Here is a 16386-nt window from a genome sequence, read left to right as displayed (position 1 = left end):
GGAGCCGTCTGACCGTGGTGCCACCGCGTCGTTCCGAACGCATTCTCATGCGTCGCTCCGTTCTGGTCTCGGGCGGCCTGCATGTCGCCCTGCTGCTGGCCGTGCTGCTCAAGCTGCCGGTGCCGGTTCCGCAGGAGCCGCCGCCGCCGCCCACGATCGAGATGGAATTCACGACCGATGGCGGCACCTCGGCCCCCCATAAGGGTGACAAGCCCGCGCCCAAACCCGCGCCAGCCCCCGCCCCGGTAAAGCAGGAGGCCCCCCCGGCCCCCACACCGCCGGAAAAGGCCCCCAATGAGGAAGCGGCGCCCCCACCGCCGCCACCGCCCCCCATGCCACCGCCGCAGGAGACGCCCAGGCCCGTGCCGGACGCGCCCACGCCCCCGCGTGAGCAGCAGCCCGCGCCCGATGCCGTGCCGCCGCCGCCCACCCCGCCCAAGGCCACGCCCACGCAGGCGCACGCGCCGGTGCCCCCTTCGGCCCAGCCGCAGCCCGATGCGCCGCCAAAGGTGCAGGAGGCGTCGCGCATCACACAGCCGAACGAGACCAAGAAGCATGTGCCCGATACCCATTCCCTGCTGGCGACGCTCGACGCCTTCCGCGCGGACCAGAAGCAGACCCACCCGCCCAAGGCGCGCCCCAACCCGGTGCAGGGTGGCGCGCCCGATGGGGGCGGTTCGCCGGACGGGGATATTACCAGCGCGCTGAGCGCGACCGAGCAGAAGGCCATCGGCAATTCCGTGCGCCGCTGCTATTCGGAAGATACGGCCGCACGCAATTATGCCCAGTTTGTCGCGCATCTGGTCGTTACGGTGGATGGTACCGGCACGGCGCGACTGGTGGATTTCGCACCGCAGACACAGGCGCAGGTGGATTCCGATCCCGCCTATCGCGCCCTGGCGGAACGCGCGCGTGACGCGGTGCTCAGCCCCACCTGCGCCAAGCTGCCCATTCCGCAGAACCTGCTGGGCCAGACCAGGCAACTGAAATTCGTATTCCGTCCCTGACATGAAGCGGGATGAAGGCGAGGAGAAGAAAATGACGTCAAGCGTAAAGCCATTGATCCCCGATGATGATGCCGCACGGCTTGCGGCGGCTTTCGGCCGACGTGGCTTCATGGCCGGGGGGGTTGCCGGCGGGCTTGCGGCCACGCCGCTGTTCGCGCCGGGCCAGGCGCATGCGCAGGCCGCCCCCGGTGCGGAGGAAATCACGGTCGATCAGGCCCGGACCGCGCCGATTCCCATTGTCCTGCCCTCGCTGGGCACTGGCGTTGCCCAGCAGATCACGGATGTCATTTCGGCCGATCTGGGCAATAGCGGCCTGTTCCGGCCCATCAGCGCCACCATGCCGCAGGGCACGCCCGATTTCGCGACCTACAAGACCATGGGCGCGCGCGCGGCCATGACTGGCCGGGTCATGGACCAGAGGGGATCCCTGCGCGTGGAATTCCGGCTGTGGGATGTATCGACCGGCAGCCAGATTCAGGGCACGGCCTATACCGCCGCCGCACAGGACTGGCGCCGCATCGCGCATATCATTGCCGATGTGATCTATGGCCGCCTGCTGGGTGAACAGGGATATTTCAATACCCGCATCGCCTATATCGCCCGTTCCGGCCCCCGCGCCCATCAGACCACGCGCCTCGCCATCATGGATCAGGACGGGGCGAACAGCCGTTACCTGACGAATGGCCAGTGGCTGACGCTGATGCCGCGCTTCAATCCGGCCAATAGTGAACTGGCCTTCCTGTCCTACGCCAATTACAGGCCGCGGGTTTACCTGTTCAACCTGAGTACGGGCCAGCAGCGTATTCTTGGGGATTTTTCAGGCATTTCCTTCGCGCCGCGTTTCGCGCCCGATGGGAGTTCGGTGATCCTGTCTGTCACGCGCGGGGGGGGCTCCGATATTTACGTGGTTGACCTGGCGACCATGGCGCGGCGGCAGGTGACGGATTCCGGCGCGATTGACACCAGCCCGTCCTTCAGCCCCGATGGCACGCAGTTCGTCTTCAACTCGGACCGTGGCGGTTCGCCGCAGCTTTATATCATGAGCGCTTCGGGTGGGGATGCGCGGCGGATTTCCTATGGCCATGGCAGCTATGGTTCTCCGGTCTGGTCGCCGCGCGGGGATCTGATCGCGTTCTCGCGTATCGCCAATGGCAGTTTCTCGCTTGGTGTCATGGCGCCGGATGGCACGGGGGAGCGGATTCTGACGGAAGGCTTCACCGTGGAAAGTCCGTCTTTCTGCCCCAATGGCCGCGTGCTGGCGTTTTGCCGCCAGAGCTCGGGGGGCAGCAATGGTGCCGGATTTGCAACAGGTATCAATACAATTGACATCACTGGCTTCCACGAGCGCGCCCTGCCGGCGGGCAGCGCGTCCGACCCGGCGTGGTCTCCACTAAATAAATAAATTATTTCAATATGTTGGACGGATACCATTCCGGCACCTAACTGGTTATCAAATAGCCGCTATGTGTTTGTCCAACATTGACGCAGGCCGGATTTGAAAGCTAAGCTGACAACGGTTTCCAGCGATCGCGAGTCTCTGTTTTTACAGCTTGTTTGGCAGGACGTAACGAGACTCGGGGCCGTTCCATATTTAAATCCGGAAATTCAACAACTGGTTTCGATACAAGAAACCGATCCAGGATCAAAAGTAATGAAACTGAAGCTTTTTGGCGCGGTTGGCATGGCCCTCCTTCTGGCGGCCTGTTCCGATCATGCGAACAAGAATGTGAACACGGGCGCCGCCACGCAGCAGGTCGGTCCTGCGCCGGGTAGCGAGGCTGACCTGGTGGCGACGGCTGGGGACCGTGTCCTGTTCGCGTTCGACAAGAGCGGCCTGTCCGACGATGCGAAGGTGACGCTGGACAAGCAGGCGGCATGGCTTGCCAAATACCCGCAGGTGCATGTGCAGATCGCCGGTAACTGCGATGATCGCGGCACCGAGGAATACAACATCGCGCTGGGTGAGCGTCGCGCCAACGCCGCGCATGACTACCTGGTGGCCAAGGGTGTGGATGCGTCGCGTCTGACGACCATCTCCTACGGCAAGGACCGCCCCACCGCCGTTGGTGACGACGAGCAGGCATGGGCCCAGAACCGTAACGCCATCACGGCGGTGCAGTAAGCTTCTGCCCACGCCCTTGTGGCGGGATAGTGAGTGTATGAAACCGGTCGGGCGCTTATCGCCCGGCCGGTTTTGTTTTAGGTATGTCTGCGTAGTAGTGCGGAAAGGTCTGGTCCATGCGGTCTGTGTTGTCATGTTTCCTTTCGGTCGCGTCCCGTCCCCGCCGGTGGGGCAGGGTGGCCCTGCTGGCCGGTGGTGTCTCGCTGGCCTGTCTCGGGGGCGCGCATGCCGATGATGACAGCGGCAACCTCATGTTGCAGCTTCTGGACCGGGTCAACACGCTCGAACAGCAGACACGCGACATGCGCGGTGAAATCGACCAGTTGAACAATCAGGTGCAGCAGCAGAACGCGACCCTGAGCAAACAGATCGATGACATGAACTTCGCCATGCAGCACGGCCATGGGGCGGCGCCCGCTTCCACGCCCGTCGCGGGCACTGCGGCACCCGTTGCGGCAGGCAAGGAGTCCGCTGCCCCCCCGGCGGCGAAGCGCACCGCCGATGATGCGCTGAAAGCCGGGAACGACGCCCTGCTGCAGCATGATTACGTGACCGCGCAGGCGGACGCGCAGCAGGTGCTGTCCGGCCCCAAGGGCCCCAGGCAGGTCGATGCGCAGTATCTGATGGCCCAGTCCCTTGCGGGGCAGAAGCAGTACCGTCAGTCCGCCCTGGCCTATTATGACGCCTATAACCGCGCGCCCCATGGCGCGCATGCGCCCAGTGCGCTGCTGGGGGTGGCGGCGACCCTTCTGGCGCTGAATGACAGGACATCCGCCTGTCAGGCGCTGGACAAGCTGGCCAGCGAATTTCCCACGCCCGCCGACCGTATCAAATCCGCCGAACAGGTCTATCGCAAGCGCGCCAAGTGTAGCTGAGCCCGGATTGCCATAAATGAACCGGGTGGAGCCGGTCAGCATGCATGATTTCGCCACCGTCATGGCGCGGCTTGGACCGTGGCCGGGGCGGGGCATGCCGGTGGCCATCGCCGTATCGGGGGGGGCGGACAGTATGGCGCTGGCCTGCCTTGCGCGACGGTGGCGCGATAATGTGGTCGGGCTGGTGGTCGATCACGGCCTGCGTGCTGAATCCCGGCACGAGGCGGAAGAGACCATCACCCGCCTTTCGGCGCTGGGCATACCGGGCCGCCTGCTGGTGCTGGATGGGCTGGAGCGGGGGCCGCGCATGGCGGAGCGCGCCCGGCGCATGCGGTATCAGGCCCTTTTCGCCGCGTGCCGCGAGATCGGCGCGCTGGACCTGCTGGTGGCCCACCATGCGGGCGATCAGGCCGAAACGGTGATGATGCGCAGGCGCGCGGCCAGCGGGGAGGACGGCCTGGCCGCGATGGCGCTGGTTACGCCGGTGGCCGATGTGCGCGTGATCCGGCCCCTGCTGGCATTTGACAAGGCCTCCCTTTACGCAACGGTGCGCGCGGCGGGGGTCACATGGGTGGAAGATCCGTCCAATGCCGACCTGCGCACCGAACGCGCCCGTGCCCGCCAGGCGCTGGCGCGGGATACGGGGCTTGATGCCCGGCTGCGGGCAGGGGCCATGCAGGCGGGTGCGACGCGCATGGCGCAGGACCGTGATGATGCACGCTGGCTGGCCGCCCATGCCCGCTACCATGCCGGGGGCTGGGTGGTGCTGCCTGCCGCCCTCGCGCCGGTCCGGGTTCTTGCGGCGCTGATCCGGGTCATCGGGGGGCGCGATTATTCCCCACGGCGCGAGGGCGTGGCGGCACTGGCCCGCCATCCACGCGCCGCCACGCTGGCGGGGGTGCGGATCATGCCATGGCGCGACGGGCAGTGGCTGCTGGCGCGTGAGGAAACGGCGATCGCCCCCCCCATGCCTGCCCGCGCGGGCGCGGAGTGGGACCGGCGCTTCGTGCTGCATGCACGGCGGCTACGGCCCCAATGGCGCATCGGGGCGGCGGGTCCGGTGGCGGCATGGTGGCCCGCGGGGCGGGGCCGGTCGCCCTGGCCCGCCTGCGTGCTGCGCACCCTGCCCGCATTATGGTATGGAAATGATGTCATGGCCGTACCACATACGGGCCTGTACCGGGATTGCGCGGCGGCTGATGTGGCTTTCATGAACCGGCCGCCTCATCCCGTGCTGCCCGGCGCCCTGTTTGGCGGCGGTGGCCAGTATGCTGGCGGGGTTTAACAAAAGGTAATGGATGGGGGGTGTGAATATCCCTTGATCGTCCTATGTATGGTAAACGTAGTGAACGTGGCGTCTGTCCGTCTGCCCGCTGTCGGGTGATGCGAAGGGGCCAGCGGATGGAACAGTAGGCAAGATGAACAATTTCGGCCGGAACCTGGCCCTGTGGGTTATCATCATCGTCCTGTTGCTGCTGCTGTTTAATGTTTTCCAGCCGGGAAGCGTGCAGCACGCATCGCAGCAACTGGCATATTCCGATTTCATCGGGGACGTGAACAGCGGGCATGTCCGGTCGGTTGTGGTGCAGGAACATAATATTACCGGCACGCTGACGGATGGCACCTCGTTCGACACCTATGCCCCGCAGGATCCGACCCTGATCTCGCGCCTGACGGAAAAGGGGGTGGAAGTCGCCGCCAAGCCGCTGGAAAGCGACACCAACCCGATCCTGCGCTACCTGATCAATTACGCGCCGCTGCTGCTGATGGTGGGTGCGTGGATCTTCATCATGCGCCAGATGCAGTCCGGTGGTGGCCGGGCCATGGGCTTTGGCAAGTCCCGTGCCCGCATGCTGACCGAAAAGCAGGGCCGCGTCACCTTTGATGACGTGGCGGGCATTGATGAAGCCAAGGGCGAACTGCAGGAAATCGTGGACTTCCTGCGCGACCCGCAGAAGTTCACCCGCCTTGGCGGCAAGATCCCCAAGGGCGTGCTGCTGGTCGGCCCCCCCGGCACGGGTAAGACGCTGCTGGCGCGCGCCATCGCGGGTGAGGCGAACGTGCCGTTCTTCACCATCTCCGGTTCCGATTTCGTGGAGATGTTCGTGGGTGTCGGCGCATCGCGCGTGCGTGACATGTTCGAGCAGGGCAAGAAGGCCGCGCCGTGCATCATCTTCATCGATGAAATCGACGCCGTGGGCCGCCATCGTGGCGCGGGCCTTGGTGGCGGCAATGATGAGCGTGAGCAGACACTCAACCAGATGCTGGTCGAGATGGATGGCTTTGACAGCAATGAGGGCGTGATCCTGATCGCCGCGACCAACCGCCCCGACGTGCTTGATCCCGCCCTGCTGCGTCCCGGCCGTTTTGACCGGCAGGTGGTTGTTCCCAATCCGGATGTGGCGGGCCGTGAGAAGATCCTGCGCGTCCATATGCGCAAGGTGCCGCTGGCGTCCGATGTGGACCCCAAGGTCATCGCGCGTGGCACGCCCGGCTTCTCCGGTGCGGATCTGGCCAACCTGGTCAACGAGGCCGCGCTGATGGCCGCGCGCCTTGGCAAGCGCACCGTCGCCATGCTGGAATTCGAGAACGCCAAGGACAAAGTGATGATGGGGGCCGAGCGCCGCTCCCTTGTCATGACCGAGGATGAGAAGAAAATGACCGCCTACCATGAAGGTGGTCATGCCCTGGTCGGCATTCTCACGCCGGGTTCCGATCCCGTGCACAAGGCGACCATCATCCCGCGTGGCCGTGCGCTGGGCATGGTGATGAGCCTGCCGGAGAAGGATCGTTATTCCGAAAGCCGGTCGTGGTGCATTGGCAAGCTGACGCTGGCCATGGGCGGCCGCGCGGCGGAGGAAATCATTTTCGGCCCCGATAACGTCTCCACCGGCGCATCGGGCGATATCAAGATGGCGACGGACGTCGCCCGCCGCATGGTGACCGAGTGGGGCATGAGCGAAAAGCTCGGCATGGTGGCCTATGGCGGCAACGGGCAGGAAGTCTTCCTTGGCCATAGCGTGACGCAGAACAAGAACGTGTCCGAGGAAACCGCCCGCGAGATCGATAACGAGGTCCGCAAGCTGATCGACGCGGCCTATGACCGGGCGCGCACCCTGCTGCTCGACCATATCGACCAGTTGCATCGCCTGGGTTCGGCGCTGCTGGAATATGAAACCCTGACGGGGGAGGAAATCCGTCAGGTCCTGCGCGGCGAGAAGATCGAACGCGTGGTGGTGGATGATCCGATGCCGGAAAACCGGCGTCCGTCCGTGCCGCCTTCCGCGCCCTCCGCGCCGGTGGCGCCGCTTCCCGCGCCGGAAGGGGGCAATGCCGCGCCGGCGGGTTAGAAACAGTCGGTTCGTCTTCCTTATCCGGAACGTCAGATCATGGCGGGGTGGCCAGTGGCCGTCCCGCCATGTTTGTATCTGGCGGCCAGAAAACACCGTATGGAAGAAGAATGGATAACCGGCTGATTGAACCCCTTGCCCTGCTGCATGGCCCGGCGGCGCGGCAGGCTGTCGAGACGGGTGCCGCGCGCTGGCTTGCAGGCGGGCCGCATGCTTTTGCGCTGGCAAGGCTGTCTGGCGGTGGGGAAGGGGGCCGGATCGTTCCCGTAACGGCCATTCCTCCGGGCTGGGCCGATGTGGCGGAACAGGTCAGTGCTCCCCTGCCGGATGCGGGGTTGCCCCCGGGCGCGCAGGTCATGGGAATCATCAATGTCACGCCTGACAGCTTCAGCGATGGTGGGCGGCATTACGATGCCCGGGAGGCGCTTGATTCCATCCAGCGGATGTACGCGGCCGGGTGCAGGCTGGTCGATATTGGCGGTGAAAGCACCCGCCCCGGCGCGCCTCCCGTCCCGGTGGAGGAGGAGTGGCGGCGTATCGGGCCGGTCATCACCGCCCTGCGGGAATGTTCCGCCCTTGATGACATGCGGATTTCCGTCGATACCCGGCAGGCGATGGTGATGGACCGCGCGCTGCGGGCCGGGGCCGATCTCATCAACGATGTCTCGGCCCTGACATATGACCCGCTGGCCCGTGCGGTCGTGGCGCGGCATGACTGTCCGGTCGTGCTCATGCACATGCGCGGCACCCCCGCAACCATGAGCCAGCACACGGTTTATCAGGATGTCGCGGTGGATGTGACCCGGGAGTTGCGCCAGCGCGTGGCGGATGCGGTGGCGGCTGGCATCGCGCGCGCGCGCATACTGGTTGACCCCGGCATCGGCTTCGCCAAGACCCTTTCGGGCAATCTGGAACTTCTGGCGCGCCTGCCGCTGCTGGCCAACCTTGGCTGCCGGGTGCTGCTGGGGGTGTCACGCAAGCGGATGATTGGTGAGATCTGTCACGAACCCGATGCGGCCCGGCGCGATCCGGGCACCATCGCGGCCAGCCTGCCGGGGCTGATTTTTTCCGGCACCGTATTACGGGTACACAACGTTCCAGCCATGACGCAGGCCCTGCGTGTCAGACAGGGGCTGGATCGGTCATAGCAGGTAAGGTAGGTCGTGTAAGACCAGAATGCATCCGGAGACCCCCCAGTAATGGTAAAAACAAGAAAGCTGTTCGGCACTGATGGAATCCGGGGGACCGCCAACCGTTTTCCCATGACCGTCGAAGTGGCGCAGAAGCTGGGGCAGGCCGCGGGACTGCATTTCAGGCAGGGCACGCGCCGCCATAGCGTCCTGTTGGGCAAGGACACGCGACTGTCGGGCTACATGATCGAATGCGCGCTTGTGTCCGGTTTCCTGTCCGCCGGGATGGATGTGACGCTGGTGGGGCCGATGCCCACACCGGCCATCGCGATGCTGACCCGTTCGCTGCGGGCGGATCTGGGGGTGATGATCTCGGCTTCCCATAATCCGTATGGCGATAACGGGATCAAGCTGTTCGGCCCCGACGGGTTCAAGCTGTCGGATGAAACGGAAGCCGGGATCGAGGCGGCCATGAATTCGGATCTGGGGGCCATGCTGGCCGCTCCCGACCAGATCGGCCGTGCCTCCCGGTTGAACGACGCGGCGGGCCGGTATGTGGAAAGTGCGAAGTCCTCCTTTCCGCGCGGTCTGCGGCTGGACGGGCTGCGCATTGTGATCGACTGCGCCAACGGCGCCGCCTACCGCGTCGCCCCCACCGCGTTGTGGGAGCTTGGGGCGGAAGTCGTGCGTATCGGGTGCGACCCCAATGGCGTCAACATCAACGAAGGCTGTGGCTCCACCCGGCCCGAGGCCCTGTGCGCGGCGGTGCTGCACCATCGGGCCGATATCGGCATAGCCTTGGATGGCGACGCCGATCGCGTGCTGATTTCCGATGAAAAGGGCCGTCTGGTCGATGGCGACCAGATCCTCGCCCTTATTTCCAAGTCATGGGCGCGGCAGGGGCGGCTGTCCAGCCGGTACATCGTGGCCACGGTCATGTCCAATATGGGGCTGGAGCGGTATCTGGAATCACAGGGTCTGGAACTGGCGCGCACGGCGGTGGGGGACCGCTACGTGGTCGAGAAAATGCGCGAACTCGGCGCGAATATCGGGGGGGAGCAGTCCGGCCACATGGTGCTGTCCGATTTCGCCACCACGGGGGACGGGCTGGTGGCCGCCCTTCAGGTCCTGGCCGAGGTGGTGGAGACGGGTCGCCCCGCCAGCGAGGTCTGCACCCTGTTCCAGCCATATCCACAATTATTGCGTAATATCCGTTTCGCCGGGAAAAGCCCGCTGCATGACCCGCAGGTGCAGGAGGCCCGCGCGGCGGCCGAGACGCGGCTGGGCGCGCAGGGCCGCTTGCTGCTGCGTGAAAGCGGGACCGAGCCGCTGGTCCGCGTCATGGTGGAGGCGGAAGATGAAGCCCTGGTGAAGGAAGTGGTCGAGACCATGTGCGAATCGATCAGCGCCATCCAGATGGCGGGCTGAGCCATGCGCGGGCGTATTCTCATCATGGCGGGCAGCGACAGCGGTGGCGGCGCGGGTATTCAGGCGGATATCAAGACCGTCACCGTTCTGGGTGGGTTCGCCATGACGGCGGTAACGGCACTTACGGCACAGAACACCCTGGGTGTGCACGATGTCATGCCGGTCCCGCCCGCCTTTGTCGTGGCCCAGATGCGCTGCGTCATGGATGACCTGGGGGTTGACGCCTTCAAGAGCGGCATGCTGGACCAGACGCCGGTGATCGAGGCCATTGCCGACGTGCTGCGGACCGCCCCTGACATTCCTTACGTGCTTGACCCGGTCATGGTGGCCAAGGGCGGGGCGGCCCTGCTGCATGACAGCGCGCTGGCCACGCTGCGCACGCGCCTGTTACCGCTTGCCTCGGTGCTGACCCCCAACCTGCCGGAAGCCGAGGCCCTGCTGGGGCGTTCAATCACACAGCGTGGCGATATGCTTGCGGCGGCCCGTGACCTGCTCGCGCTTGGCCCCCGTGCGGTCCTGCTCAAGGGCGGTCACATGGCGGGTGATGACCTGGTGGATGTACTGGTTGAACAGGGGGGCGCGACAGAGGAATTCGTGACCCGTCGCATCCATACCCGCCACACGCATGGAACGGGCTGCACCCTGGCCAGCGCGATTGCGACCGGGCTGGGGCAGGGGATGGGACTGCGCGATGCAGTGGTGCGCGGGCGGGCCTATGTGCAGGCGGCCATTGCCGATGCCCCCGGTTATGGCGCGGGTGCGGGGCCCCTGAACCATGGGGTTCAGGCCGGACAATGGAATGGTTAAATATCCTTTAAAAAAATTGGCGCCGCATATGCATAAAATTCATGAGACAATCGTACTATGCGGTCAACTTTAGGTTGTTCATTAGTTGCAACACACCTATAGGTAGATGAAGTGTAAATATCTACTGGATGGTCGTTATGCGGATTTTGCTTGTTGAGCCTAATGCCCGAAAAGCCCAGGAGACCACCCGGCATATGGAACGAGCCGGGTTTACAGTAGATCATGTCGATACGGGGCATGATGCACTGGGAATGTTAAAATCCTATAACTATGACCTGGCCGTTATGGACATATGCATGCCGGACATGGATAGTTATGAAATCATCCGCACCAGCCGGGTGGCGCGGGTGCCGACGCCAGTGCTGATCCTGTCGGATGAAAGTGCCGCCACCGCCAAGGTCAAGGCGTTTTCGACCGGGGCGGATGATTATGTGACCCGGCCTTACGAATCCATGGAACTGACGGCGCGGATGCAGGCGATTGTCCGCCGTTCGAAAGGGTATAGCGAGCCGACCCTGCGTGCCGGGCCGCTGGAGCTGTGCCTCGATAGCCGCGAGGTCAGGGTCAATGGCGCCAATGTGCATCTGACCGGCAAGGAATACATCATTCTTGAGCTGCTTCTGCTGCGCAAGGGCATGGTCCTGACCAAGGATGCCTTCCTGAACCATCTGTACGGCGGCATGGATGAACCGGAAATGAAGATCATTGACGCGTTCATCTGTAAATTGCGCAAGAAACTGCAACTTGCCGGGGCGGGACAGCTTATCTCCACCGTGTGGGGGCAGGGATATGTCCTGCGTGATGAAAATAACTCCTTCACCCTGCCTTCGAGCGAATCGTCCGTGCATCTCCAGACGAGATGATTACGGGTACGGGTGGTATTCCGTCTCTCGCGGCTCCGCCCATCCGGCCTGAGCGTTCCGTGGCGTGGGGGTGGGCCGGCAGAATCCGGGCATAAAAGAAAATGGCAGGTTCCCCGAACCGAGGAACCTGCCAAGTTTTAAAGTGATGATTCGATGTGCGATGCCCCCATCGCGTGACTTTTATCGCACCGTTCCCCCTTGACCGCACATGAGGTAAATCAAACTTCGCAAGATAAAGCGGATGTTTTTTCTACCGCATCTTTATTCCGCCCCCGTGATGGGACAGGATGCCGGGATCAACAGGATGGAAACAGGCAGCAAGCAATGGGTAACAGAACGGCGTTAAGGCATTTATATACAAGTGGTGCGCTGCTGCTTGCCGCGACTACCGGCCTGACTGCGTGTGAAAGCCTGCATGACCGGATTGTGGATAAGGAAAACAGCCTGGCGGCGGCGGGATTCGTCGTGCGCCCCGCCAATAATCCGGAACGGCAGATGATGTTGCAGAAGCTGCCCCCCAACAAATTTCTTCAGAAATCGTTCGGGGATCATATGCTCTACATCTATTCCGACCCGAAGGTCTGCAATTGCCTGTACGTAGGGAACCAGGCGGCCTATGGGCGCTACATGTCCTATGTGCAGGCGCAGAATCTGGCGGACCAGCAGCAGATGACGGCCGATATGTACCAAGATGCCTCATGGAACTGGGGCATGTGGGGCTGGGGTGGCGGCTGGGGCGGTGGCCCGTGGGGCGGCGGCTGGTGGTAACGTGCGCCCGGCTGCGTTCCTACTGTTTGGGTCGGTGGTCGGCATAGACCACCATCTGCCATGCCTCCTGCGTGCCCGAGCGGTGCGGGTGGGCATGGATGGGGGGCAGGAGCTGCCCCTCGCTTACGGCTATTTCCACCCCGCAGCCCACGCAGCGGTAAATGCCTGAATGGGGGGCGACGGTACGGGGGGGATGGATCTTGTCGAATTCAGGATCGGTCCACGTATCGATAAACTGTGCGGACTGGTACAGCGCCATCCCGTTCTCCATAGTTTCCCATCGGTTGCCATACGTGAATTCAGAACCGTAGGAACCCTGTCTAGCACGCATAATTTGTTACGCCACCATGTGCAGTACCGGGCCGTGGGTCTGGTCCCGGATCCTGCGCACAGGCAACGGATCAGGCCAGGGAAAGTACAGGATCGGGCGGATAATTAAATTGATGCAGCCCCTAATCGGGGGAGTGGAGCGTGAGCGACTGATCAATTGTCTGTGTCACGATGGCGTTCAGCCCACCATGCGCCGCCACCCACTGGAAGGGGTCGGTATCGTTATTGAATGTCGGGTCAAGCTGGTCGTCATGGACGGTGCCATAGGCCTGAAAATACATGTCGGGCCGGGCGGGGATGGTATCCATCGTCCATGTCCAGTCAGCCGACAGCACGGCCGTTGCGCCAAGCGTGGCACAGGGCTGGGCGTGTGACAGGGTTACGGCGCGTGTGGTCATAAGGGCGGCCTGCGGGCGGTGATAGCCGGAATTCCCACCGATATCTTCCATCTGGAGCAGCCGCCTGCGGGCTTCTTCCGCCGGGGGAATGTCGCGCCAGCCATCCCCGTCCGGCGCGGCATGGGCACGGTCAAGCGGATCGGAAGCCGGGCCAAAGGCGTGCCCGGCGTAATTCAGCACGGTTCCGGCGGGAACCTGCACGGGCTGCCGTACCGGCGTGTCCTGCACGAAGCTGTCTTCCACCGTATGGCGTTCCAGACAGAGCCGGATCGCACCACCCGCCCATGCGGTATGGGTCAGGGCGGCAAGACACGCGCAGGCGGCCCCAAGGCGGACCGCCATGCGCCACCTGCCCCGCATGGGTGGCTTGCACCGCCCCCCGATGGGGGAGGCGGCGACCGGAGTCCGGTATGGCATGAAGATGGACCGGAAGCAGGCCGGTTATCAGTGACCGGCGGCTTTCTTCTTGTTTTTGGGCGCGGCGGCGGGAGTCGTTCCCGTCGGGGTGCCGACCATGTCCTCGGATACGAAGCGGATGGAGTTCTGGGCATCCTGCAGCGCGCTGTCGGCACTCTTCACATCATTGCCCGCCAGCAGGTTGCTGGCGCGATAGACATCGCTTGCGCTGGCGTCGAGCGGGGCGATGGCCAGCACGAAGTCAACATCCACCGCCGCCACCTGCAGGTTCTGCGCCGCCTGTGCGGGCTTGCCCTTGTTCAGGCTGGTATTGGCCGTGGCCACCGCCGTCCCCTTGGGGGAGGTGGGCTCCAGATCCTCGGTCACGATGTATTCGCCATCAACCGGCAGCCAGGCCACGGCCGGGGTGGTGGCGGTGGCGGCGGGCGTATGCGCGCCGGCGGGGGCCTTGCGCGGCGCGGTCAGCGCGGATTCCGCCTTCATGAACACCTTGTCGTCGCCCTTGGCGCGGGTCAGGGCGTTATTGGCGTCGGCCAGCAGCTTGCGCGCGCCGGCGGTGTCGTTGTTGGCCAGCGCCGTGCGGGCCAGGGCGATATCGTCAAACGCACGGCTGCCATCGGCGGACAGCTTGGCAAAGTCACGGTTGACCGCCCGCCCGGCGGAAGGGGAGGCATGGGCGGCGCCGATCGCCGTGCCGAGCATGAGCAGACTTGCGGGCAGGAAGGCGATTTTCTTCATGGATTCATACTCCAGTCTCTGTCACGCCATCATTGCGTGCGCCTTCCCGTAACGAAAGACGTCGCTGCGCAATGCGGCTGCCCTGTCCCCGCATGTCAGGCATGGGGGAGCGGACAATACAAAATGCGGTATGGTCATGTTTTCACCATGCGGTAGTATGCAGGTGTGCCGTTCCTGTTCGGAGCGTGCTGTCTATCAAGGAATGAACCATGTCTGAATGTGCACCGAAATGTCCCGCCAAGACCCCCTGCCTGAAGGGGATTCTGGTTCTTGGCGCGATCACCGGCCTGATTGTGTATTTCCTCAAGAAGAAGAAGTGCAACGGCTGATCAGCCATAATGCCGTGTCGGTCATGCCCCTGCGGGGCGTGACCGCACAGCCCGCGCCCGACGGGGCGCACCGTCCGGACCATGGCATGCCGTGACGCAGCACAGCGCCCATCGCCGCATCATCCATGTGGATATGGATGCCTTTTACGCCTCGGTCGAACAGCGCGACGACCCGGCCCTGCGTGGCAGGCCGCTGGCGGTTGGTGGCAACGGGCGGCGGGGTGTGGTCGCCGCGGCCAGTTACGAAGCCCGGCGCTTTGGTGTGCGGTCGGCCATGCCATCGGTGACCGCGCTGCGCAAATGTCCCGATCTTGTATTCGTGCCGCCGCGTTTTGATGTGTACCGTGCCGTCTCCGCGCAGGTGCATGAGATATTTGCCCGCTTCACCCCTGTAATCCAGCCGCTCTCGCTTGATGAAGCCTATCTGGACGTGACGCGGCCCTTACAGCACTACCCCTCCACCACAGCTCTTGCCACGGCCATCCGTGCGCTGATCCGGGCCGAGACCGGGCTGACCGCATCGGCGGGCGTATCCTACAACAAATTTCTGGCCAAGCTGGCTTCGGACTATCGCAAGCCCGATGGGCTGTTCGTGATTACACCCGATATGGGGCCGGATTTCGTGGCCAGCCTGCCGGTGGAGGAATTCCACGGCATCGGCCCGGCCACCGCCGCGCGCATGCATGCGCTGGGCATCCGCACCGGCCTTGACCTGCGCGGGCAGTCCCTGTCGCGGCTGTTGCGGCATTTTGGCAAGGCGGCTGATTTTTATTATGGCATCGCCCGCGGTCTTGACGACCGCCCCGTGGAGCCCAACCGCCCGCGCCGTTCCGTGGGGGGTGAGCGGACTTATGAGGCCGATATTCATGACTGGCCTGCCGCACAGGCCTGTATGACCGCGCTGGCGGAACTGGTGTGGAGCCGGTGCCTGACGCGTCGCCTGACGGGCGTGACCGTGACCATAAAGGTCAAATATAACGATTTCAGGCAGATCGTGCGGGGGCGCACCGAAACCGAGCCGGTGCGTGACGCCGCTGATCTTGGGCATCGTGCCCTCAATCTTCTGGCCCCGTGTTTTCCGGTCCCGCGTGGTATCAGGTTGTTGGGGATTACCGTATCGGGGCTGCGCCAGGGGGGCGATATATCGCCCCCACGGCAACTCATGCTGTTCAGTTAGGGACTGTCTGAAAGATAAAGCCTTCAGGCCGCTTACGCTTCCGCAAAAGGCGGCAACGGCTCGGGCCGCAGGTCGGCGGGCAGGTAAAGGGGATGTTCAGGCCGACCCGACCGGCGGCTCAGGCGCATGGCGTTGACGGTAATGCCGTGCTGCTGGAGCATGCGCACCACCTCCGGCCCGCGCGCCAGAAGCCCCTTGAGCAGGGGGGAGCCATAGGCGGCGACAACCATGTCGGCCTTGCGCGCCATGTCCAGCAGGTAGCGGTCGTTATCGGGGCCGACGGGGTCGGGCACTTCCGTCAGGCGTTTCTGGTCGGTGCAGCGATAGGCGAAGGTGTTGCCCACCAGAAGCGTGCCGTACCCCCATGCGCGGGCGTAACGCTGGCATTTCGCCACCGTCCGGTCATCGCCTTCCTCCGTCGCGACGGAGGGGTTCATCATGAGCCACATGATCGCGGGGCGCGCCGGATCCCATGTGCGGCGCAGGGTATAGCGGTAGCATCTGTCCGGGCCACCGTAGATGGCCTCGCTGACCACATCATCAGCCAGGCGGAGCGGGCGGGAATGGCCCACATGGTGCCGGGCGGGTTGCTGGGTGTTCATGCGCGGTATTCATACGCATGCCCGCGCAGACGTCCAGCCCGCGCG

At 64.1% G+C, this 16386-nt stretch carries 16 protein-coding genes; 12 read left to right on the top strand and 4 right to left on the bottom strand.

The genetic code is table 11. The features are described from left to right. Positions 1 to 14: 14 nt before the first annotated feature. The 11 genes from LDL28_RS07700 to LDL28_RS07650 all read left to right on the top strand — a co-directional run bounded on the left by LDL28_RS07700 (position 15) and on the right by LDL28_RS07650 (position 12350). The gene (locus tag LDL28_RS07700; protein ID WP_233058025.1) at positions 15 to 1007 is read left to right on the top strand and encodes an energy transducer TonB; all 993 of its coding nucleotides are present in this window, start codon (positions 15 to 17) and stop codon (positions 1005 to 1007) included. Between the two features lie 31 nt (positions 1008 to 1038). Further along, positions 1039 to 2409 carry a Tol-Pal system beta propeller repeat protein TolB gene (gene tolB, locus LDL28_RS07695; RefSeq protein WP_233058024.1) on the top strand — a complete coding sequence of 457 codons (1371 nt, stop codon included), beginning with the start codon at positions 1039 to 1041 and terminating at the stop codon, positions 2407 to 2409. A gap of 249 nt (positions 2410 to 2658) precedes the next feature. Then, positions 2659 to 3129 (top strand): peptidoglycan-associated lipoprotein Pal, encoded by a 471-nt coding sequence (gene pal / locus LDL28_RS07690; protein WP_233058023.1) that lies wholly within the window; start codon positions 2659 to 2661, stop codon positions 3127 to 3129. Between the two features lie 116 nt (positions 3130 to 3245). Then, positions 3246 to 4004 (top strand): hypothetical protein, encoded by a 759-nt coding sequence (locus LDL28_RS07685; RefSeq protein WP_233058022.1) that lies wholly within the window; start codon positions 3246 to 3248, stop codon positions 4002 to 4004. 16 nt (positions 4005 to 4020) lie between these two features. Further along, positions 4021 to 5289: a tRNA lysidine(34) synthetase TilS gene (gene tilS, locus LDL28_RS07680; protein WP_233058021.1), complete on the top strand. Its 1269-nt coding sequence runs from the start codon at positions 4021 to 4023 to the stop codon at positions 5287 to 5289. Between the two features lie 133 nt (positions 5290 to 5422). Beyond that, positions 5423 to 7354: an ATP-dependent zinc metalloprotease FtsH gene (ftsH, locus tag LDL28_RS07675; protein ID WP_233058020.1), complete on the top strand. Its 1932-nt coding sequence runs from the start codon at positions 5423 to 5425 to the stop codon at positions 7352 to 7354. 110 nt (positions 7355 to 7464) lie between these two features. After that, positions 7465 to 8502, top strand: a complete 1038-nt coding sequence (gene folP, locus LDL28_RS07670) for a dihydropteroate synthase (protein WP_233058019.1) — start codon at positions 7465 to 7467, stop codon at positions 8500 to 8502. Positions 8503 to 8553: 51 nt separating this feature from the next. Beyond that, positions 8554 to 9912 carry a phosphoglucosamine mutase gene (glmM, locus tag LDL28_RS07665; RefSeq protein ID WP_233058018.1) on the top strand — a complete coding sequence of 453 codons (1359 nt, stop codon included), beginning with the start codon at positions 8554 to 8556 and terminating at the stop codon, positions 9910 to 9912. 3 nt (positions 9913 to 9915) lie between these two features. Continuing rightward, on the top strand, positions 9916 to 10719 hold the full coding sequence (gene thiD, locus LDL28_RS07660; protein ID WP_233058017.1) for a bifunctional hydroxymethylpyrimidine kinase/phosphomethylpyrimidine kinase: 804 nt from the start codon (positions 9916 to 9918) through the stop codon (positions 10717 to 10719). A gap of 137 nt (positions 10720 to 10856) precedes the next feature. Beyond that, on the top strand, positions 10857 to 11582 hold the full coding sequence (locus tag LDL28_RS07655) for a response regulator transcription factor (RefSeq protein ID WP_233058016.1): 726 nt from the start codon (positions 10857 to 10859) through the stop codon (positions 11580 to 11582). Between the two features lie 324 nt (positions 11583 to 11906). Then, the gene (locus tag LDL28_RS07650) at positions 11907 to 12350 is read left to right on the top strand and encodes a hypothetical protein (protein ID WP_233058015.1); all 444 of its coding nucleotides are present in this window, start codon (positions 11907 to 11909) and stop codon (positions 12348 to 12350) included. A 19-nt stretch (positions 12351 to 12369) separates the two neighbouring features. Here the strand turns inward: LDL28_RS07650 and LDL28_RS07645 are convergent, their stop codons facing one another. The 3 genes from LDL28_RS07645 to LDL28_RS07635 form a co-directional block, all read right to left on the bottom strand. Further along, positions 12370 to 12621 carry a hypothetical protein gene (locus LDL28_RS07645; RefSeq protein ID WP_233058014.1) on the bottom strand — a complete coding sequence of 84 codons (252 nt, stop codon included), beginning with the start codon at positions 12619 to 12621 and terminating at the stop codon, positions 12370 to 12372. A 181-nt stretch (positions 12622 to 12802) separates the two neighbouring features. Continuing rightward, entirely contained in the window at positions 12803 to 13420 is a 618-nt protein-coding gene (locus tag LDL28_RS07640; RefSeq protein WP_233059230.1) for a hypothetical protein, read from the bottom strand. Between the two features lie 102 nt (positions 13421 to 13522). After that, the gene (locus tag LDL28_RS07635; protein ID WP_233058013.1) at positions 13523 to 14233 is read right to left on the bottom strand and encodes a YfdX family protein; all 711 of its coding nucleotides are present in this window, start codon (positions 14231 to 14233) and stop codon (positions 13523 to 13525) included. A gap of 420 nt (positions 14234 to 14653) precedes the next feature. Between LDL28_RS07635 and dinB the strand changes: the two genes are divergently transcribed. Beyond that, complete coding sequence (gene dinB, locus LDL28_RS07630) at positions 14654 to 15739, top strand: DNA polymerase IV (RefSeq protein ID WP_233058012.1); 1086 nt, start codon at positions 14654 to 14656, stop codon at positions 15737 to 15739. Between the two features lie 32 nt (positions 15740 to 15771). Here dinB and LDL28_RS07625 read toward each other — a convergent pair whose 3' ends face one another. Further along, on the bottom strand, positions 15772 to 16341 hold the full coding sequence (locus LDL28_RS07625) for a DUF1643 domain-containing protein (protein ID WP_233058011.1): 570 nt from the start codon (positions 16339 to 16341) through the stop codon (positions 15772 to 15774). Positions 16342 to 16386 lie beyond the last annotated feature (45 nt).

This window comes from Komagataeibacter sp. FNDCR2, from assembly GCF_021295395.1.
Taxonomy (GTDB): domain Bacteria; phylum Pseudomonadota; class Alphaproteobacteria; order Acetobacterales; family Acetobacteraceae; genus Komagataeibacter.
The sequence above is the reverse complement of the archived record's forward strand: the minus strand, read 5'-3'. Positions and strand labels throughout refer to the sequence as shown.